Genomic DNA, 18,762 nt, shown 5'->3' with positions numbered 1-18,762 from the left:
GCGCCCGGTCACGACGCATGTCGGCGCTTCGTCTCAGCGCTTGAACGTATCGACGGCCGTGCGGCCGACGGCCGGATCGTCGGTGAAGAAGCCGTCGATGCCGGCGCGCAGGTACGCCTGGATCTCGCGCACCGAGCCGGCCGTATTGCGCGTGGCCGGCGTGCCGCCGTCCTTCAGCGACGCGGGCAGGAAGTTGTTCTCCGGGCGGAACGTGTACGGATGCACGACGAGGCCGGCCTCGTGCGCATGGCGCACGTACGGCGTCGGCTGCTGCAGCGTGCCGTCCGCGGCGACCGCGATGATCGACGTCTTGTACGGCCCGACGCCGTTCGCATAGGTTGCGATCTCGCGCATCCCGTCGCGCGTCGACAGGTCGCCGTAGGTGCGCGTGTCGTTCGCCTTCACGAAGTCGTACGGGCGCTGGCCGGCTTCGTCCATCAACTGCACGAGCTTCCAGTTCGGCTGGCTCGACTTGATCCGGTTGCGGATCGTCTTCAGGTTCGCGACCTCGAACGACTGGATGTAGACGGTTGCCGTGCGCGCCGTGTACGCATCCTTCAGCAGCGCGTCGACCAGGCGGTCCTCGAGTGGCAGGCCGATCGACTGGAAGTAGGTCGGATGCTTGGTCTCCGGATACAGGTGGATCGTGCGGCCGGTCTGCGCGGACATCTGCTTCGCGAGCGCGACGATCTCGTCGAACGTCGGAATCTCGAACTGGTCGTTGTACGCGGTGTTGGCCGGGCGCACCTGCGGAATGCGCTCGCGCGCCCGCAGCGTCTTCAGCTCGGCGAGCGTGAAATCCTCGGTGAACCAGCCGGTCAACTGCGTGCCGTCGATCGTCTTGGTCGCCTTGCGGCTCGCGAACTGCGGCAGCGTCGACACGTTCGTCGTGCCCGAGATCTCGTTCTCGTGGCGCGCGACCAGCACACCGTCGCGGGTCGACACGAGGTCGGGCTCGATCACGTCCGCGCCGTCCTCGATCGCCTTGCGGTACGACGCGAGCGTGTGTTCGGGGCGCAGCGCGCTCGCGCCGCGATGGCCGACCACCTGGACCTTCGCGGAAATCGGCTGGGTGGGATCGCGCGTCAGATCGTCGTCGCCGCCGCACGCAGCGAGCAGGAATGCGGCGGCACAGGCGAACGGGACGTAGCGCAGGGAGGTCGGGCGCTTGAAGAGCATGTCGATGAACCTTCGAAACGGAGTCGGAAAGGAGTCGGAAAAGGGCGCTCGCGCCGGCGGCCCGGCGGGGAGCCCTGGCTGAACGGAGTCGAACGGTGCGCGATCGTCGCATCGAATAATTACATATGTATTACTTCGACCTTTCCGTTCTGTTTTGAAGGCGCGACGGGCAGGGCAGCGCGAGTGACGGGGGGCTGCTGCGCACCGCATTCCGGCCGTCGCAACGAGTTCGTGCGCCGGATGCACTAAACTTGCGGGAATTTTGCATCGCCGCAACGGGGCCGAGGCCCGTCTGGCGCGACGATGCGGCGACTCGCGGGCCGGCGCGGGCGTCCGGCGCCCGTGTGCGGCCGGGGCCCGCGCCGGCCGATTTTTCCCGACCCATGACGACCCATACCGATCCCGCCTATCTGCTCGGCGAGCTGCTGAAGAACGTTTCCCGCTCCTTCTACCTGACGCTGCGCGTGCTGCCCGACGGCATGCGCGACCCGGTCGGCCTCGCGTATCTGCTCGCGCGCGCGGCCGACACGATCGCCGACACGGCGCTCGTCGCGCCCGATCGCCGCGCGGCGCTGCTGACCGACCTGCGCGACGACATCGAACGGCTCGGCGACGGCGCGGCGCTGTCGCGTTCGCTCGAGGACGTGACGCGGATGCAGACCGATTCGCACGAACACCTGCTGCTCGGTTCGATGGAGCCGATGCTCGCGCTGCTGCGCGCGCAGCCGGAGGCCGATCGCGCGTCGATCCGCAAGGTCGTCGCGACGCTCACCGCGGGGATGGAGTTCGACCTGCGCACGTTTCCGCACGAGCAGTCGGGGCAGGTCGCATCGCTGCCCACGCGCGACATGCTCGACCGCTACACGTACCTGGTCGCGGGCTGCGTCGGCGAATTCTGGACCGACATGACGGGCGCGCACACGCGTGCCGCGCGCGGCTGGGATCTGTCGGACATGCGCGAGAAGGGCATCCGTTTCGGCAAGGCGCTGCAGATGACCAACATCCTGCGCGACTGCGCGAAGGACCTGCGCATCGGCCGCTGCTACCTGCCCGACGACGTGCTGCGCGCACACGGGCTCGTGGTGGCCGACCTGATGCAGCCAGAAGCATCGGAACGTGCGCGCGGCGTACTGGTCGACCTGCTGCGCGTCGCACTCGACCAGTATCGCGACGCCTGCCTGTATACGCTCGCGATTCCGCGTCGTTTCGTGCGGCTGCGGCTCGCCTGCCTGTGGCCGATCATGATCGGCCTCGAAACCCTCGAACTGCTGGCCGGTCACGCTGCGTGGCTCGACCCGGCGAAGCCGGCCAAGGTGCCGAGAAAGCGCGTCTACCGGATCATGGCGGCGTCGCTCGCGCTGGTCGGTTCGAACACGGCGATCCGCGCGCGCCTGACCGCGCTCGCCGATGCGGTGACCGCGCGGCTCGCAACCCAGTACTGAAGATCGCCGGCGCGGCAGGCGCCGGCATCGCCTCCCGGCCCGCGTTCGTCGGGCCGCTCCCGTCCAGCCTCCGGCACGCCGACTAAAAACGTTTTCATGATTTCGTGTCTCGAAATGTGGGTGTCATGAATGTCGGCGATCCTGCGCGGCGGCGTGAATCGCGGCGTCAGCTTCGATCGCGCATTTGTAAGACCTTTTGTCGCCGAAGGCGTCTGACGACATCGGACGGTCGTGTTGCACCCGTAAAAATGTAAAGCTAGGGTTTTCACCGGGAAATGCCGGAAACGCCCGCTGCGCAAGCATTTCGAGGCGTCATGTAACCGTTTGGTGAACCCGTGCGTTGCGTCGATCATACGATGACCGACTGCACATGTTGGGAAACAATAGGTAATCCGTCAGAATCGCGTCGGCATGTACTCGCACATGTGTCGGTCATAAAACCACACCAGAAAAGAAACATTCTTTGAGGACGGAGAATCAATGAAAAAGCGCGTCGCTTTCGCCATGACGGCAGTCGGTCTCGCAGCCGCTACCGCCGCCCACGCCCAGAGCAGCGTGACCCTGTACGGTATCGTCGACAACGGTATCGCCTGGCAGAACAACTCGTCGGCAACCGGTGCGACCTCGGGTGGCCACTCGAAGGTGCAGATGTCCACCGGCGTGTGGGCAGGCAGCCGCTTCGGCCTGAAGGGCAGCGAAGATCTCGGCGGCGGCACGAAGGCGATTTTCCAGTTGGAAGCCGGCGTCAACACGGCTAACGGCTCGTCGCAGTGGACCAACGGCATCTTCACGCGTCAGGCATGGGTTGGTTTGACCAACACCACGTACGGTACGCTGACGGCCGGCCGCCAGTACACCGCGTACTACACGCTGCTGTCGCCGTACAGCCCGACGACCTGGCTGACCGGCTACTACGGCGCGCACCCGGGCGACATCGATTCGCTGGATACCAGCTACCGCGCGAACAACTCGCTCGTCTACATGTCGCCGAAGTTCTACGGCTTCACGGTCGGCGGTTCGTACTCGTTCGGCGGCGTCGCAGGCGCGACGAACCGCGGCTCGACGTGGAGCGCGGCGATCCAGTACCTGAACGGCCCGGCAGGCATCGCGGTCGGCTACCAGAAGATCAACAACTCGACGCTCGGCGGCGGTGTGTGGGGCGCGAACTCGACCGCGCAGAACGGTCTGGACACGAGCGGCAACGGTGCGGAACAGGCCGTGTCGTCGATCAACAACGGTTACAAGACGGCACAGTCGCAACAACGTGTCGCCGTGACGGCCGGTTACCAGTTCACGCCGTCGTGGGATATTTCGGCGTCGTATTCGAACGTCCAGTACATCCCGGGCGTCGGCTCGTCGTTCCGCAACACGGCGATCTTCAACACGGCAGGCGCCGTACTGCACTGGAAGGCATCGCCGCAGTGGGACTTCGCGGCAGGCTACTCGTACACGCGTGCGACCGAGTCGAACGGCATCTCGAGCTCGGCCAAGTACCACCAGGTCACGCTGTCGCAGTACTACAGCCTGTCGAAGCGCACGGGCCTGTACGCGGTTGAGGCGTACCAGCACGCGAGCGGCAACACGCTCAACGGCGCGGCGGTCATCGCTGCAACGACGTCGATCGGCGACGGCGTGGGCGCAGGTTCGAAGCAGAACCAGATCGGCGTCGGCGTCGGCCTGATCCACCGCTTCTGATGTCGCGCGGCGCGCGAGCGCCGCTCACGGCATGCGGTATGAAAAAACCGGCCTTCGGGCCGGTTTTTTCGTTTACGTCGCGAGCCGATGCGCGATCCGTCGCGCCGGATCACTGATCGATCGGCGACTTCAGCGGCTGATGCTCGCCCGTCAGCCCGAACACGACGAGTTGCGCGGGCTCGGTCGCGCTCGCGTTGCGCGACACCTGATGGCGCGAGCCGGGCGGCTCGTACCAGCCTTCGCCGGCGCGATAGCGGCGCAGCGGGCCGCCGTTCACCTGCGACAGCACTTCGCCTTTCGACACGACGGCGAACACCGGGCCGAGGTGCTTGTGCGCTTCGGACGCCTGACCGGGCGCATAGTCGACCGTCGCAACGACGGCGAGCTTGCCCGGCGCTTCGGGCACGGCTTGCTGCATGATCGCGTGCACGTTGTCGCCGGCGTCGTGCGCGTGGGCGGCGGCCGGCAGCGCCGCGGCGAGCACGAGCCCGGCGTGCAGCGCGACGCGAGGGAGCGGGGAACGGATCATCGTCGCCGCCTCACTCGGGCATCTTGCGGAACGCGATCGCGAAGCGGTTCCACGAGTTGATCGTCGCGATCAGCATCGACAGGTCGAACAGTTCCTCGTCGGTGAAGTGCGGTTTCACGGCTTCCCAGACGGCGTCGGGCACATGGTTGCTGGCCACCAGCGTCAGCGCCTCGGTCCACTCCAGCGCCGCGCGTTCGCGCTCGGTGAAGAACGGCGTTTCGCGCCACGTGACGACGGTCGCGAGACGGCGGTCGGTTTCGCCGCCCTTGCGCGCGTCGGTCGTGTGCATGTCGACGCAGAACGCACAGCCGTTGATCTGCGACGCGCGCAGGCGGACGAGTTCGGCGAGCGGTTTCTCGATCGAGCTCTTCGCGAGGAATTCCTCGGCGTTGCGCATCACCTTGATCGCATTCGGGCTGGCGGCATAGAAGTTCAGGCGCGGTTGCATGGCAGGTCCTTTTCGGTTGGGTGCGCCGGGTGGCGCGACAGGACCCACTTTAAGCGCCGCACTGGCCTGCTTGAATAACCAATTCTGTTGAAATTCAGGTAACCAGCGGCGGGCCGCCCGCGATGCCGGCCTCCAGCAAGCCGGCCAGCTTCGCGAGCGCCGTGTCGATGCGCAGCGCGTCGATCCCGCCATAGCCGAACAGCAGCCCGGGGCGCACCGGCACGCGCACGTGGAACGCCGAGATTCCGTACAGGCCGATGTCCTGCGCGCGCGCCGCGCGGACCAGCGCCGCTTCGTCGAGGCCCGGCCTTAGGTGCGCGGCGAGATGGATGCCGGCGGTCGGCACGATCGCGTCGAACCACGGCGCGAGCTCGCCGCGCAGGTGCGCGATCAGCATCTTGCGACGCGCGTCGTAGTGCTTCTGCACGCGTTTCAGGTGCCGCGCGAAATCGCCTTCGAGCATGAAGCGCGCGAGCGCCGCCTGCGTCAGCGTGCACGTGTGCCAGTCGACGATCTGCTTCGCCTTGACCAGCGCGCCGCGCAGTGCGCGCGGCGGAATCGCGTAGCCGATCCGCAGCTCGGGAAAGATCGTCTTCGAGAACGTGCCGACGTACGCGACGAGGCCCGTGCGGTCGAGGCTCTTCAGCGATTCGACCGGCCGGCCTTCGAAGCGGAATTCGCCGTCGTAGTCGTCCTCGATGATCACCGCGCGGCGGCGCTGCGCCCATTCGAGCAGCGCGACGCGGCGATCGAGCGTCATCGGCATGCCGAGCGGGAACTGGTGCGACGGCGTCACGTAGACGAGCCGCGCGTCGTCCGGCAGCCGTTCCGTGACGAGCCCCTGCGCGTCGACCGGCACGCCGATCACCGTCGCGCCGAGCGACGCGAACGCGGCGCGGGCGGGCGGATAGCCGGGATCCTCGACCGCGACGACGTCGCCCGGCCGCACGACGACGCGCGCGAGCAGGTCGAGCGCCTGTTGCGCGCCTTGCGTGACGAGCACGTCGTCCCAGCCGCATGCGACCGCGCGGCTGAATCCGACGTAGCGCGCGATCGCGCCGCGCAACTGCGGATCGCCGGCCGGCTCGTGGTACTGGCCGGGGCCGCGCGCCTGCTGGCGCAGCGCGTGATGCAGGCAGCGCCGCCACGCGTCGAACGGGAACAGCGTCTTGTCGGTCACGCCGCCGCGAAAGTCGAAGCCGGGCGAGTCCTGCGGCGCGGGCATCGCGAGCGCGTCGGGCAGGTCGTTCCACAGCGCACGCGCATCGACCGCGTCGATCCGCGGCATCTCGGCGACGATCGACGGCGCCGACGCCGCATGCGGCACGCGCGCGAGCCCGTGGGCGACGAACGTGCCGTCGCCCGCGCGGGTATTCAGGTAGCCCTCGGCCACCAGCCGCTCGAACGCGTCGAGCGTCGTCTTGCGCGACACGCCGAGCTGTTTCGCGAGGTCGCGCGTCGACGGCAGCCGCGCGCCGCTTTCGAGCCGCCCGTCGACGATCGCGGTGCGCAGTTGCCGGAAGATTTGCCCCGTCAGGTCGTGACGGCCTTCGATGCGGATCGCGATGTCCATCGCAGTGGTTACCTCGATCGGGGTGATTTGGCGTCGACCAGCATACCGGAAGTCGCCTGCGCCGGCGGCGGTTCGCGGCGGGCGGCCGCCGCCGTGATCGCCGATTGGACCGCAGCCGGCCCGTGCCTTACGATCCACGAACCCTCACCGTGGAGCGATCTCATGCTGTCCGAAGACGAACTGGCGCTGCTCGACGCGATCCGCGCCACCGGCAGCCTGTCGCGTGCCGCCGCACGGCTCGGCAAGGCGCCGTCGACGGTGTCGCATGCGGCGCGCCAGCTCGAAACGCGGTTCGACGCGTTGCTGTTCGACCGGCGCGGCTACCGGCTGCAACTCACGCCGGCCGGGCAGTTGCTGGCCGACGAGGCGGCGCGGCTGGCGCTCGACGTCGCCCGGCTGACGCAGCGCGTGCGGCAGGTCGCGAGCGGCTGGGAGGACCGGCTGTGGATCGTCAGCGACGAGGTGCTGGAGTTCGACACGCTCCTGCCGGTCGTGCACGCATTCGACGCGCTCGATTCGGGCGTGTCGCTGCGCTTCACGCACGAGGTGCTCGGCGGGACCTGGGAAGCGTTGCGCGACGGCCGCGCGGATCTGGTCGTCGGCGCGACCAACGAGCCGCCGGCGATTCCGGGCCTCAAGTGGTTCGAACTCGGCGCGATGGAGTGGGTGTTCGCGGTGTCGCCGCGCCATCCGCTGGCCTCCGGGAACGGGGTGCTGACGCGCGACGCGATCGGCGCGCACCGATCGGTCGTCGTCGCCGATTCGTCGCGGCGCGCGGCCGGCCGCGCGTACGGGCTGCTCGGCGGGCAGGCGGTGCTCGCGGTGCCGTCGATGCGCGCGAAGATTCTCGCGCAGCGCGATGCGCTCGGCGTCGGCTGGGTGCCGCGCCGGCGCGTCGCGTCGCTGCTCGCGCGCGGCGAACTGGTCGAGAAGCAGACGGCCGACCCGCGCGAGCCGAATCTGCTGTACGTCGCGTGGCACGACGACAGCGACGGTCGCGCGCTGCAATGGTGGCTGGAGCAATTGCGCGAGCCGCGGCTCGCGCAGCGGCTGCTCGACGGGATCGACGTGGCCGGCTGAACGCACCCGCGCCAACATGTTCGACGTTTTCGAACATGTTCGCCGCGCCCGTCGTACGGCAAGGCCGGGCGCCGCGCGCATCCTGTGTTCACGGTCAACTCACCGGTTCACAGGAGAACATCATGCAACGCTTCGAAGGAAAGACGGTCCTCGTCACGGGCGGCAACAGCGGCATCGGCCTGGCGGCCGCCCGCGCATTCGCGGCCGAAGGCGCGCGGGTCATCGTCACCGGGCGCGACGCCGACACGCTGGAAGCCGCCCGCCAAACGCTCGGCGAACGGGCGCTGGCGATTCGCAACGAAGCCGGCAGCGTCGCGTCGGCCCGCGCGCTGGCCGACGCGCTCGCCGCCGCCGGCGTGCGGCTCGACGCCGTATTCGTCAACGCGGGCGTCGCGAAACTCGCGCCGTTCGCCGACAGCGACGAAGCGATGTGGGATCTCGTGTTCAACACCAACGTGAAGGGCGCGTATTTCCAGATCCAGTCGCTGGTGCCGCTGCTGAACCGAGGTGCATCGATCGTGATCAACGGTTCGATCAACGCGCATATCGGGATGCCCGGCTCGTCGGTGTACGCGGCGAGCAAGGCGGCCGTCAATTCGTTCGCGAAGACGCTGTCGACGGAGCTGCTGCCGCACGGCGTGCGCGTGAACGTGGTGAGCCCCGGGCCCGTGCAGACGCCGCTGTACGGCAAGCTCGGGCTCGATGCGGCGACGCTCGACGCGACGGCCGACAAGATCAAGGGCCTCGTGCCGATCGGCCGGTTCGGCACGCCGGATGAAATCGCGTCGACGGTGCTGCACCTGAGCGCGCCGGAATCCGCGTTCATCGTCGGCGCGGAAATCATCGCGTCGGGCGGGATGGGGTTGCTCTGAGCGGCGACGCGGGCGGGGACCGTAACCGGCCAAACGGCCCCCGTTACATGTAGCTATCGGGACGCACACGCGCCGCGCGTCGCGTCGCCGGTTTCCAGTTGCGTCACCGTCAGGCCCGAGAACGTCGCGCGGCCCTGTTCGGCAAACACGGCCACGCGGTCCGCATCGAGCGGCGGAAAGACCAGGTCCGTCAGCGCGACGCGCCCGCCGTTCGCGAACACTTCGACCGACCCGTGATCGACGACGATTTCGAGCCGCAGTTGCCCGTGTTCGAGCGGCAGATCGACGATATGCTCGCGGCTGAACGTGCCGGCGAAATTCGTTTCGCCGGATTGCGAGCGGTCGAGCGTCAGCGTGCGCTTCGCGGTGTCGTACACGATCCGGGTGCCGATCGAGCCGTCGGCCGAACGCCGCACGATCAGCCCCGCGCGCGCGGCACGCTGCGGCGCGATCGTCACCGTGATGCGCTGGACGACGCCGCGCGTCGCGGCCGACAGCGCGCGGGTTGCGGAGTCGACCGTGACGTCGCCTTCATGCACGGCGGGCCGGCCGTCGGCCCACGCGTCGAAGGCGGCGGCCGGCGCGACGATGAGGGTCGGCTCGCCGTCGATCGTCTTCAGCGACAGTTCGCGCGGCAGCGTGGTCGCGCCGCGCCATGGGGCGGTCGGCACTTTTGCCGCGTAATCCCAGTTGCCCATCCAGGCGATCGCGACCGGCCGGGCGCCGGGTGCGCCGGAGAACGTGCCGGCCGCATAAAAATCGGCGCCGTGATCGACCCAGCGGAATTGCGCGGGATCGGAGCCGGCGGGCGCGACGCGGTCGGGCGTAAACGTGCGGCCGTCGAAGTTGCCGACGAAATACATGGCCCCGGAGCCGCCGGCGATCGACCACGGATTCACGTTGACGATCATCACCCACTTGATTCGCTTCGGATCGTCGTCGAGCGGCAGCGGTATGAGGTCCGGCATTTCCCACAGCGCGCCCGCATGCGGCACGTCCGGCAGCGTGAAGTCACTGAGGAACGACCAGTGGATCAGGTCGTCGGAGCGATAGAGCTTCACGACGTGCGCATCGGCGACGACCGTCGTCATCAACCAGTAGCCGCCCGCCGCATACCACGACACTTTCGGATCACGAAATTCCTTCGATTCCGGATCGAGCGTCAGCACCGGGTTGTGCGCATACGGCTGCCACGTCGCGCCCTGATCGAGGCTGTACGCGAGCGACTGCGCCTGTATGCCCGGGGCGTGACCCGAGCCGGGCTTGTAGACGCTCGTATAAAGCGCGACGAGCGGCGTGTGGCCCGGCATGCCGAGACCGGACGTGTTCAGCGTATCGGCGACGATCGAGCCGGAGAAGATTTCCTCGGTGGCGTTCGCGCGCATCGCGACCGGCTGCTCGCGCCAGTGGACGAGATCGGTGCTGGTCGCGTGGCCCCACGACATGTTGCCCCAGTCGTTGCCGAGCGGGTTGTATTGATAGAACAGGTGATAGCGGCCGTTCGCGTAGACGAGCCCGTTCGGATCGTTCATCCAGTTGCGCTGCGGCGTGTAGTGGACGGCGGGCCGCCATTGCGGCGTGCCGTTTTCGGCGGGCGTATGGCAGGGCGCGGCGGCGGCCTGCGTGCAGGCCATGCAGGCGAGCAGCAGCCGGACGAGGCGGGCGGAAAAACGGAAAGACGTCAATTTCATGCGGTGCCGGAGGCGCTTCGTCGGACGAAGCGGCAAAGGAGGGCGCAGGCCGCCTGCAACGACGGCATGCGCGATGGTCGAAAGAAAAGTCGAAGGAAAAAAGCGGAGGCGCGCACGCGACACGCGCGATACACGCCTCCTGAACCTCGTGCCTTTGTCGACGATCGTTATTGCTGGCTATTGCCGTCGTTGTGACCGGCCCCCGTCGCCGGCAGGTTCGCGGGGATGTCGCCGTAGCCGCCGAGGCCGCCGCGTCCATACGTGCGGTCGACCGCCGTCGACGTGCCGTTGATGTTCACCTTCACCGTCGGCGCGAGCGTGCCGCCGCGGCGCGGGCCGATCGCGTCGATGAACGACTCGACGAGCCCGCCCGGCATCACGTAGTGCGAATACGACTGGAATTCGCGCGGGTTCTGGTTCGGGTCCTGCGCATACGGTGCGCCGGCCGGGGCGGAGAAGTCGGTCGGGTTGCCGAGCACGAGGCCGCTGCCGCCGTTCAGCGGCAGGAAGTCGCTGCGGATGCCGTTGCCGACGAAGCCGTACACGCCGTCCGGGCCGTCGACGCCGGCCGCCATCGTCGTGCGGTGGCTGATCGTGAACAGGTAGTACTTGCCGTCCTTCAGGTAGATCTGCGGGCGCTCGGTCTGGTCGTCGACGCAGTTCGCCGACAGGATCGGCGGCAGGAACTTCCACTCGGTCAGTTGCGGGTTCGTCGCGACCGCGAGGCCGACGTTGGCCTTTTGATACACTGCGCCCGAATTCATCACCGCGTTGAGATCTTCGCGGTTCGGATCGTTTGGCGCATAGCCGAGATCGGCCTCGGTGCAGGTGCGTGCGCCGCGCGGGCCGCCGGTATTGCCTTCGAACACCATGTAGGTCTTGCCCGGATGCGCGGGGTCGGTGAACACGAACGGGTCGCGGAACGAGAAGTAGGTGTTCTGCTGGCCGGTCTGGTAGTAGTTGCCGTCCGGCTGCAGCAGCGCCTTGTGATTGTCGAAGCCGGTGAACCACACGTGCTTGTCGTCGGCGTGGATGTTGCCGTCGGCGCGCGTGATGATCGCCTGCGGCGGCGTGATGTCGGCGCCGCCGGGCGCCGAGCGGTTGAACGACGTCGCCGTGTAGTAGAGGCTGACGTTGCTGCCGTTCGTGAGGCGCGCGGAGCCCGACCATTCGGCGTTGTTGGTCATCGGCGCGGTGCCGAACACCCGGGCGCTCGCGCCGTCCGGGAACAGGTGGCCGCCCCAGGTCCAGCCGCCGTTCGCGGGGCGCTGCGACGCGGGGATGCCGGCGCGGCGATAGAAGAAGCCGATGCGCGCGTGGACGTGCCGGTCGTCGAACGTGTAGCCCGCGTGCGGATCGGCGGTGAGGGAGAAGATCACTTCCCAGCCCTTGTAGCTGAGCTGGTTCGCGCGCAGGTCGGCCAGCGGCCACGTGTCCCACACCCACACGTTCGAGTTGATCAGCGGGAAATCCTGCGGGATGTCCGGCATCGTCAGCGCTTGCGGCAGCGAGTTCTTGTCGGCGCCGGCGGTGTGCGATTGGGCGACGATCTGGCGGATGTCCGCGCGCGTCCAGCGCATCGTGAAGTTGCCTTCGGGATCGTAGGCTTGCTGCGTATGGGGCGTGGGCACGGGCGCGGCCGCGCCGCCGGACTGCGCGTGCGCGACGGACGCGAAGGCGGCAAGTGCGCCGCCAGCGAGCAGCAAACGTTTGGCCGCGATCGGGCGGAAAAGGGGAAAGTGTGTCATCTCGTCGTTGTTTCCTGGCAAGGTGAAAGTGAACGGCTGAGTGGGCATCGATGTCCAAACCGGTTTGGATGCTATTTCAAACCGGTTTGGAACGCAAAAGATATTTACTTGACGGTAATCATTACCAATTGGAAATAATTACCCGGTCGGCGCATCCCGCGCTTCGGACGGCCGGGCGGATCGGCGAATGCGAGGAGTGACGGTGAAGGTGAATCTGAAGGCGCTGTCGGACGCGCTCGGCCTGTCGCGGACGACGGTCAGCCGTGCATTGAACGGTTACGACGACGTCAGCGAGGCGACGCGCGAGCGCGTGGCGAAGGCCGCGCGGGAAATGGGCTACGTGGCCGATCCGACCGCGCGCCGGCTGGCGACCGGCCGGGCCGACATGATCGGCATCGTTTATCCGTTCGGCGCCGGCGATCTCGGCGATCCGCGTTTCGGCGAGGTCGTCGCGGGCATCACCGAGCGGCTCGCCGAGCGCAATCTCGATTTCATCATCGCGTCCGCGCGACCGAACGCGGAACTGGACACCTATCGGCGGATCGTCGACGGCAAGCTCGTCGACGGGCTGATCGTCGCGCGCACGCGGGTCGACGATCCGCGTATCGCGTATCTGCAAGCGAGCGCGTTTCCGTATGTCGCGTACGGCCGCACGCAGGCGGCCGGCCCGTATGCATGGTTCGACTTCGACAACGAGGCGGGCGCGCGCGACGCGGTGCGCCGGCTGATCGGCTTCGGGCATCGGCGCATCGCGATGATCAGCGCGCCGCTGGCGCTGAATTTCGCCGCGCAGCGGCGCGCCGGTTATTTGTCGGCGTTGCGCGAAGCCGGCATCGAGCCGGATCCGGCGCTGCTCGTCGAGAGCCCGTTTACGCACGACGGCGGGCAGCAGGCCGCGCGGGCGCTGCTTGCGCGCGCCGAGCCGCCGACCGCGCTGCTGGTCGACAACAACCTCGCGGGCGGCGGCGCGTTTCGTGCGCTGGTCGATAGCGGGCTGCGCCTGGGCGCGGACATGTCGCTGATCGTCTACGACGGCGTGCCGTCCGATATCGCGCATCCGCATCGTGTCACGGCCGTCGTGCAGCCGACCGGGCATGCAACGGGGCGCGCGCTGGCGGAACTGATGCTGCGATTGCTGGACGACGGCGTGTGCGATCACCGGCTCGAAGCGCCGGCAATCGAGGCGGGAGACACGGACGGGCCTTTGCGCGGGTAGCCCGCGGGAGCCGGCGCGGCGGCGGAGGACGACGGTGGGCGCGCGGCGACGGTGATGCCGAACTGCGCCCCGTCCAAAAGGCCATGACGACGACAGGGACGAATACGCGTTTTCCTAGACGACCGGTCTAATCCGGCGATATCATCCGTCCTTGTGAATGCGGCGACGTCTCCGGCAGGTACACGCAGCGAGACGCCGTCGTTTTATTTCGGCCGCTTCTAGACGACTGGTCTAATAGGCGTATATCGCATGCGGATGAATGAATCGCACGTTGCCGCGCGCCGGCGGACTAACCGACAGGCGTGCCGCGCCGACGTGCGGCCCCGTTCCCCCGTTCATTTTCGAAGGAGTGTCCGATCATGAAGATTCTGGTTGTCCTGACCTCGCACGACACGCTCGGCGACACCGGCAAGAAGACCGGCTTCTGGCTCGAGGAACTGGCCGCGCCGTACTACACGTTCAAGGATGCGGGCATCGAGCTGACGCTCGCGTCGCCGAAGGGCGGCCAGCCGCCGCTCGACCCGAAGAGCAGCGACCCGACGGCGCAGACCGACGCGACGCGCCGCTTCGACGCCGATGCGGCGGCCAAGGCCGAACTCGCATCGACGCGCAAGCTGGCCGATGTGTCGGCGGACGACTACGACGCCGTGTTCTACCCCGGCGGCCACGGCCCGCTGTGGGATCTCGCCGAGGATCTGCACTCGATCGGCCTGATCGAGCGCACGCTCGCGGCGGGCAAGCCGGTCGCGGCCGTCTGCCACGCGCCGGGCGTGCTGCGCCACGTGAAGAACCCGCAGACCGGCGAATCGGTCGTGCGCGGCAAGCGCGCGACGGGCTTCACCAACAGCGAGGAAGCGGCGGTCGAGCTGACCGAAGTCGTGCCGTTCCTCGTCGAGGACATGCTGAAGACCAACGGCGCGGAATTCGAGCGCAGCGCCGACTGGGCGCCGCATGTCGTCACCGACGGGCTGCTGATCACCGGGCAGAACCCGGCGTCGTCGGCGCCCGCGGCCGAGGCGCTGCTCGCGAAGCTCGGCCACCGCTGAACCCGTGGCGCCGGCCCGGCCGGCGCCGTTTCCTTGCCGTCGCGGGGCGCAGCCGGCCCGCCGACGGCCCGCATCGTTGCGCCGTGTGCATCGCGCGGCGCATTCCGTCGTTTTGCAGAACCAAGCAAAGGAGTCGTGGATGTCTGCCCTGTTCGAACCGTTCAAACTCAAGGATGTCACGCTGCGCAACCGCATCGCGGTGCCGCCGATGTGCCAGTACGTCGCCGAAGACGGCGTCGTCAACGACTGGCATCACGTGCATCTGGCCGGCATCGCGCGCGGCGGCGCGGGCCTCGTGATCGCGGAGGCGACGGCCGTATCGCCGGAAGGCCGCATCACGCCGGGCTGCGCGGGGTTGTGGAACGACGCGCAGGCCGAGGCCTTCGCGCCGTCGGTCGCGGCGATCAAGGCGGCCGGCGCGGTGCCCGGCATCCAGCTCGCGCACGCCGGCCGCAAGGCAAGCGCGAATCGCCCATGGGAAGGCGACGACCATATCGCCGACGGCGATCCGCGCGGCTGGCAGACCATCGCGCCGTCGGCCGTGCCGTTCGGTGCGCACTTGCCGAAGGTGCCGCGTGAAATGACGCACGACGACATCGCCCGCGTGCAGGCCGACTTCGTCGCCTCCGCGCAGCGTGCGCGCGACCTCGGTTTCGAATGGCTGGAACTGCACTTCGCGCATGGCTATCTCGGCCAGAGCTTCTTCTCGGTGCATTCGAACCAGCGCACCGACGAATACGGCGGTTCGGCCGACAACCGCGGCCGCTTCCTCGTCGACACGCTCGCGGCCGTCCGCAAGGTCTGGCCCGAGCATCTGCCGCTGACCGCGCGCCTCGGCGTGATCGAATACGACGGCCGCGACGAAGAGACGCTCGCCGAGTCGATCGCGCTCACGCAGCGGATGAAGCGGGAAGGGCTCGACATGCTGAGCGTGTCGGTCGGCTTCTCGACGCCCACCGCGCAGATTCCGTGGGGCCCGGCGTTCCTCGCGCCGATCGCCGAACGCGTGCGCCGCGAGGCCGGGCTGCCGGTATCGTCCGCGTGGGGAATCGACACGCCGCAACTGGCGAACCGCGTGGTCGAGCAAGCGCAACTGGATCTCGTGATGGTCGGCCGCGCGCATCTGGCCGACCCGCACTGGCCGTACTACGCGGCCAAGCAGCTCGGCGTCGAGCGTCCGTCGTGGACGCTGCCCGCCCCGTACGCGCACTGGCTCGAGCGCTACCGGATCGCCGACAAGGTGGCCTGAGCGGCGCGCGTCGACGCAGCGCAGGGAGCCGCGCATCGATCGCGCGTGCCGCCGAGCCGGCGCCGATGGATAGAATGGCGGTTCGTCCAGGCCGGTTGCCTGGGCGAGCCGCCATTTTTTTCATTTCGACAGAGGTGCCATGGGCGCACATGTCCCGTCGTCTCACGATTCCACCGCGCGGCCGCGCGTCCAGCAGATCGCCCGCGTCGCGCTGTATGCGGCGCTGCTGGTGCTCGCGCTGTGGGTGATCCGCGACTTCATTCCCGCCATCGCATGGGCGTGCGTGATCGCCATCGCGATGTGGCCGCTGCTGAAACGCTTCGAATCGCACCGGCTGTTCCGCAATCGGCCGACGCTGATCGCGACCGTCATCACGACGGGGATCTCGCTGCTCGTCGTGCTGCCGGTGGCGGTCGCGACGACCCAGGCGTTCGCGCAGGCGCATGACCTGCGCGAGTGGCTGCGCACGGTCCAGGACAACGGCATCCCGTTGCCGGACGTGATTAGCCGGTTGCCGTACGGCGCCGCGCAGATCACCGAATGGTGGCAGACCAATCTCGGCCATCCGCTGCATGCGGCCACTGCGATGCACGGCGTCAACGGCGAGAAATTCATCGCGTTCGGCCGGCAATTCGGCACGAAACTCGCGCACGTGCTGCTCGAATTCGGTTTCATGCTGGTCACGCTGTTCGTGATCCTGCGGGCCGGCCACAAGCTGTCGGGCGCGTTGCTGCAGGGCGCGCGGCGCGCGTTCGGGCGCAACGGCGCGGAACTGATCGAGCGCATGGTCGCGGCCGTGTTCGGCACGGTCACGGGCCTCGTCGTCGTCGGACTCGGCGAGGGCGCGCTGCTCGGCGTCGCCTATGCGCTCGCGGGCGTGCCGCACGCGGCGCTGCTCGGGCTCGTCACGGCGGTCGCCGCGATGCTGCCGTTCTGCGCGCCGCTCGTGTTCTGCGGCGCGGCGCTCTGGCTGTTCGTGCAGGGGGCGACCATGTGGGCCGTCGTGGTGGCGGCGCTCGGATTCATCGTCGTGTTCGTCGCCGAGCATTTCGTGCGGCCGGTGCTGATCGGCGGTTCGACACGGCTGCCGTTCCTGCTCGTGCTGTTCGGCATCCTCGGTGGCGCCGAGACGTTCGGCCTGATCGGGTTGTTCGTCGGCCCCGCGCTGATGACGGTGCTGACGATGCTGTGGGCCGAATGGATCGCCTGAGCGCGCATGCCGTTGCATCGGTTCGACGCCACGGTGCGGCGAGGCGGATGCGCACGCACGCGCGCAGCGGCTGTAACGATCGCTGACGATTCGGCCGGCGCGGACGCCCGCAAACGCAGGCAAGCGCAGGGATTCGGATAAAGATCTCTACATTTCTTTTCGATCCGGACCCAAAGGTCGAGTAGCATGGGGCTTTCGATCACGCCGGTATGGCGCAGCAGATTTCCCGAGCATGCGATTGATTCCGATGGCCCGTCCCGCAGCGACGCTGTCCCTGGCCGCCAGCTGCCTGATGTTGCATGGCTGTGCGTGGTTCGACTCGTGGCTGCCGTTCTCGTATTCGCGCACGCCGCTTGCACGGGCCGCGTCGCGGCACGGCGCGACGCGCGCCGACGTCGTCCGCGCCGCCGGCAACCCGCGCAGCGTCTGGATGGTCCGCAACGGCAGCGGCGTCTGCTACAACTACTTCATCGAGCACGGCAACGATCACCGGACGTACTTCGTCGTGTTCGACAAGGCCGGCGTCGTCACGCAGTCCGGCTTCGATACCTGCATGGACGCCGATCGCAAGGGCGTGCTTCAACCCGGCAAGAGCGCGTCGCGATAGTGCGGCGGCCACGCGCCGCGCGAGCGCGTCACACTGCCGTCACGCGATCGTGTCGACCACGCCGCCGTCGACGCGCAACGCCGCGCCGGTCGTGGCCGAAGCCTGCGGCGAGCACACGTACACGACGAGGTTCGCGACTTCCTCCGTCGTCGCCGGCCGCTGGATGATCGAACTCGCGCGCTCGCTGCGCACGAACTCCACGGCAATATCGTCGATGTTGCGGCCCGTTTCGTCGGCCTGCGCCTTCAGCATCTCGCGCACGCCTTCCGACATCGTCGGCCCCGGCAATACCGAATTGACGGTCACCTGGGTGCCGGCCGCGAGTTTCGCGAGGCCGCGCGCGATCGACAGCTGAGCGGTTTTCGTGAACCCGTAATGAATCATGTCGACCGGGATGTTCAGGCCCGATTCCGACGAAATGAACACGATGCGCCCGGCATTGCGTTCGATCATCCCTTTCAGGTAATACCGCGCGAGCCGCACGCCGGACATCACGTTGATCTGGAAAAAATGTTCCCATTCGGCGTCGTCGATGTCGAAGAACGCCTTCAGGCCGTAGATGCCCGCATTGTTGACGAGGATGTCGGCATTCGGCGTGTGCTGGGTGACGCGCGCGACGCCGGCCGCGTCGGACAGGTCGGCGGCGACGCCGTCGAAGCGCGCGCCGGGCACGGCGTTGTGCAGTTTGTCGAGCGCGGACTGCACCGACGCGTCGCTGCGGCCGTTGACGACGACGTGCGCGCCGGCGCGCGCGAGCCCTTCGGCGATCGCGAAGCCGATGCCGGCGGTGGAAGCGGTGACGACCGCGGTCTTGCCTTTCAGATCGATCTGCATGAGCGTGACGGGGGAAGAGTGAACGGGAGCCGCCGCGCGTGCCGCGGCGGACGGAATTCAAAGCTTAGGCAAATTCCGGTCAATAGGCCATGTCGCGAGCCTGTCGGCGGTGTTGATGCAAAAACCGATCCTGTCGATTTCAGCGCGTGAAGCGGGTGCACGGCGAGCGTTGTTTCAGCGTAAGCGCGACATTCTCCGCGTCTTGTGTCGAAGCATCGGCGCGGCGCAATGGTGGCACGATCGTTTTCATGCACACCCTTGCGCTGAACGTCGAAGCGCGGCGATCCGGTTGCGCGGCGCGGCACAGTCTTGTACGGTGAGCGTTCGCCGTCCGAACCGGGAG

At 68.0% G+C, this 18,762-nt stretch carries 16 protein-coding genes; 9 read left to right on the top strand and 7 right to left on the bottom strand.

Annotated elements, in window-relative coordinates; translation table 11 throughout:
* Positions 1-33 precede the first annotated feature (33 nt).
* Positions 34-1,179, bottom strand: coding sequence for a glycerophosphodiester phosphodiesterase (locus HWX14_RS13250; RefSeq protein WP_175883129.1), 1,146 nt, complete (start codon positions 1,177-1,179; stop codon positions 34-36).
* Between the two features lie 383 nt (positions 1,180-1,562).
* Between HWX14_RS13250 and HWX14_RS13245 the strand changes: the two genes are divergently transcribed.
* Positions 1,563-2,621, top strand: coding sequence for a phytoene/squalene synthase family protein (locus tag HWX14_RS13245; RefSeq protein WP_175883128.1), 1,059 nt, complete (start codon positions 1,563-1,565; stop codon positions 2,619-2,621).
* A 480-nt stretch (positions 2,622-3,101) separates the two neighbouring features.
* Positions 3,102-4,316 carry a porin gene (locus HWX14_RS13240; protein WP_175883127.1) on the top strand — a complete coding sequence of 405 codons (1,215 nt, stop codon included), beginning with the start codon at positions 3,102-3,104 and terminating at the stop codon, positions 4,314-4,316.
* Positions 4,317-4,425: 109 nt separating this feature from the next.
* On the opposite strand, the gene HWX14_RS13235 is transcribed toward HWX14_RS13240, so the two are convergent.
* From HWX14_RS13235 to HWX14_RS13225, 3 genes are all read right to left on the bottom strand, one after another.
* Entirely contained in the window at positions 4,426-4,845 is a 420-nt protein-coding gene (locus tag HWX14_RS13235; protein ID WP_175883126.1) for a cupin domain-containing protein, read from the bottom strand.
* A 10-nt stretch (positions 4,846-4,855) separates the two neighbouring features.
* Entirely contained in the window at positions 4,856-5,293 is a 438-nt protein-coding gene (locus tag HWX14_RS13230) for a carboxymuconolactone decarboxylase family protein (protein ID WP_006479143.1), read from the bottom strand.
* A gap of 94 nt (positions 5,294-5,387) precedes the next feature.
* Complete coding sequence (locus HWX14_RS13225; protein ID WP_175883125.1) at positions 5,388-6,866, bottom strand: PLP-dependent aminotransferase family protein; 1,479 nt, start codon at positions 6,864-6,866, stop codon at positions 5,388-5,390.
* A 162-nt stretch (positions 6,867-7,028) separates the two neighbouring features.
* Between HWX14_RS13225 and HWX14_RS13220 the strand changes: the two genes are divergently transcribed.
* Entirely contained in the window at positions 7,029-7,946 is a 918-nt protein-coding gene (locus HWX14_RS13220; RefSeq protein WP_175883124.1) for a LysR family transcriptional regulator, read from the top strand.
* Between the two features lie 122 nt (positions 7,947-8,068).
* Complete coding sequence (locus tag HWX14_RS13215) at positions 8,069-8,818, top strand: SDR family oxidoreductase (protein ID WP_175883123.1); 750 nt, start codon at positions 8,069-8,071, stop codon at positions 8,816-8,818.
* Between the two features lie 53 nt (positions 8,819-8,871).
* On the opposite strand, the gene HWX14_RS13210 is transcribed toward HWX14_RS13215, so the two are convergent.
* Positions 8,872-10,509: a glycoside hydrolase family 32 protein gene (locus HWX14_RS13210; protein WP_175883122.1), complete on the bottom strand. Its 1,638-nt coding sequence runs from the start codon at positions 10,507-10,509 to the stop codon at positions 8,872-8,874.
* Between the two features lie 167 nt (positions 10,510-10,676).
* Positions 10,677-12,257 carry a glycoside hydrolase family 68 protein gene (locus tag HWX14_RS13205; protein ID WP_175883121.1) on the bottom strand — a complete coding sequence of 527 codons (1,581 nt, stop codon included), beginning with the start codon at positions 12,255-12,257 and terminating at the stop codon, positions 10,677-10,679.
* Positions 12,258-12,444: 187 nt separating this feature from the next.
* On the opposite strand from HWX14_RS13205, the gene HWX14_RS13200 reads away from it, so the two are divergent.
* From HWX14_RS13200 to HWX14_RS13180, 5 genes are all read left to right on the top strand, one after another.
* Positions 12,445-13,473 (top strand): substrate-binding domain-containing protein, encoded by a 1,029-nt coding sequence (locus HWX14_RS13200; RefSeq protein ID WP_175883120.1) that lies wholly within the window; start codon positions 12,445-12,447, stop codon positions 13,471-13,473.
* Between the two features lie 359 nt (positions 13,474-13,832).
* Positions 13,833-14,519 (top strand): type 1 glutamine amidotransferase domain-containing protein, encoded by a 687-nt coding sequence (locus HWX14_RS13195; protein ID WP_027782929.1) that lies wholly within the window; start codon positions 13,833-13,835, stop codon positions 14,517-14,519.
* A gap of 139 nt (positions 14,520-14,658) precedes the next feature.
* Positions 14,659-15,768 carry an NADH:flavin oxidoreductase/NADH oxidase gene (locus HWX14_RS13190; protein WP_175883119.1) on the top strand — a complete coding sequence of 370 codons (1,110 nt, stop codon included), beginning with the start codon at positions 14,659-14,661 and terminating at the stop codon, positions 15,766-15,768.
* Between the two features lie 139 nt (positions 15,769-15,907).
* A complete protein-coding gene (locus HWX14_RS13185; RefSeq protein WP_175883118.1) occupies positions 15,908-16,978 on the top strand; it encodes an AI-2E family transporter in 1,071 nt (356 codons plus the stop codon).
* Positions 16,979-17,210: 232 nt separating this feature from the next.
* Positions 17,211-17,585 carry a hypothetical protein gene (locus HWX14_RS13180; protein ID WP_175883117.1) on the top strand — a complete coding sequence of 125 codons (375 nt, stop codon included), beginning with the start codon at positions 17,211-17,213 and terminating at the stop codon, positions 17,583-17,585.
* A 39-nt stretch (positions 17,586-17,624) separates the two neighbouring features.
* Here the strand turns inward: HWX14_RS13180 and HWX14_RS13175 are convergent, their stop codons facing one another.
* Positions 17,625-18,419, bottom strand: coding sequence for an SDR family oxidoreductase (locus tag HWX14_RS13175; protein ID WP_175883116.1), 795 nt, complete (start codon positions 18,417-18,419; stop codon positions 17,625-17,627).
* Between the last annotated feature and the right edge of the window lie 343 nt (positions 18,420-18,762).

The organism is Burkholderia sp. BCC0044 (assembly GCF_902832955.1).
GTDB lineage: Bacteria > Pseudomonadota > Gammaproteobacteria > Burkholderiales > Burkholderiaceae > Burkholderia.
This window is presented reverse-complemented; position numbering and strand designations above follow the sequence as displayed.

Excerpts from the sequence above, each read along its gene's own strand:
- HWX14_RS13250 (WP_175883129.1), bottom strand. The coding sequence starts at position 1,179 with ATGCTCTTCAAGCGCCCGACCTCCCTGCGCTACGTCCCGTTCGCCTGT.
- HWX14_RS13245 (WP_175883128.1), top strand. The coding sequence starts at position 1,563 with ATGACGACCCATACCGATCCCGCCTATCTGCTCGGCGAGCTGCTGAAG.
- HWX14_RS13240 (WP_175883127.1), top strand. The coding sequence starts at position 3,102 with ATGAAAAAGCGCGTCGCTTTCGCCATGACGGCAGTCGGTCTCGCAGCC.
- HWX14_RS13235 (WP_175883126.1), bottom strand. The coding sequence starts at position 4,845 with ATGATCCGTTCCCCGCTCCCTCGCGTCGCGCTGCACGCCGGGCTCGTG.
- HWX14_RS13230 (WP_006479143.1), bottom strand. The coding sequence starts at position 5,293 with ATGCAACCGCGCCTGAACTTCTATGCCGCCAGCCCGAATGCGATCAAG.
- HWX14_RS13225 (WP_175883125.1), bottom strand. The coding sequence starts at position 6,866 with ATGGACATCGCGATCCGCATCGAAGGCCGTCACGACCTGACGGGGCAA.
- HWX14_RS13220 (WP_175883124.1), top strand. The coding sequence starts at position 7,029 with ATGCTGTCCGAAGACGAACTGGCGCTGCTCGACGCGATCCGCGCCACC.
- HWX14_RS13215 (WP_175883123.1), top strand. The coding sequence starts at position 8,069 with ATGCAACGCTTCGAAGGAAAGACGGTCCTCGTCACGGGCGGCAACAGC.
- HWX14_RS13210 (WP_175883122.1), bottom strand. The coding sequence starts at position 10,509 with ATGAAATTGACGTCTTTCCGTTTTTCCGCCCGCCTCGTCCGGCTGCTG.
- HWX14_RS13205 (WP_175883121.1), bottom strand. The coding sequence starts at position 12,257 with ATGACACACTTTCCCCTTTTCCGCCCGATCGCGGCCAAACGTTTGCTG.
- HWX14_RS13200 (WP_175883120.1), top strand. The coding sequence starts at position 12,445 with ATGCGAGGAGTGACGGTGAAGGTGAATCTGAAGGCGCTGTCGGACGCG.
- HWX14_RS13195 (WP_027782929.1), top strand. The coding sequence starts at position 13,833 with ATGAAGATTCTGGTTGTCCTGACCTCGCACGACACGCTCGGCGACACC.
- HWX14_RS13190 (WP_175883119.1), top strand. The coding sequence starts at position 14,659 with ATGTCTGCCCTGTTCGAACCGTTCAAACTCAAGGATGTCACGCTGCGC.
- HWX14_RS13185 (WP_175883118.1), top strand. The coding sequence starts at position 15,908 with ATGGGCGCACATGTCCCGTCGTCTCACGATTCCACCGCGCGGCCGCGC.
- HWX14_RS13180 (WP_175883117.1), top strand. The coding sequence starts at position 17,211 with ATGCGATTGATTCCGATGGCCCGTCCCGCAGCGACGCTGTCCCTGGCC.
- HWX14_RS13175 (WP_175883116.1), bottom strand. The coding sequence starts at position 18,419 with ATGCAGATCGATCTGAAAGGCAAGACCGCGGTCGTCACCGCTTCCACC.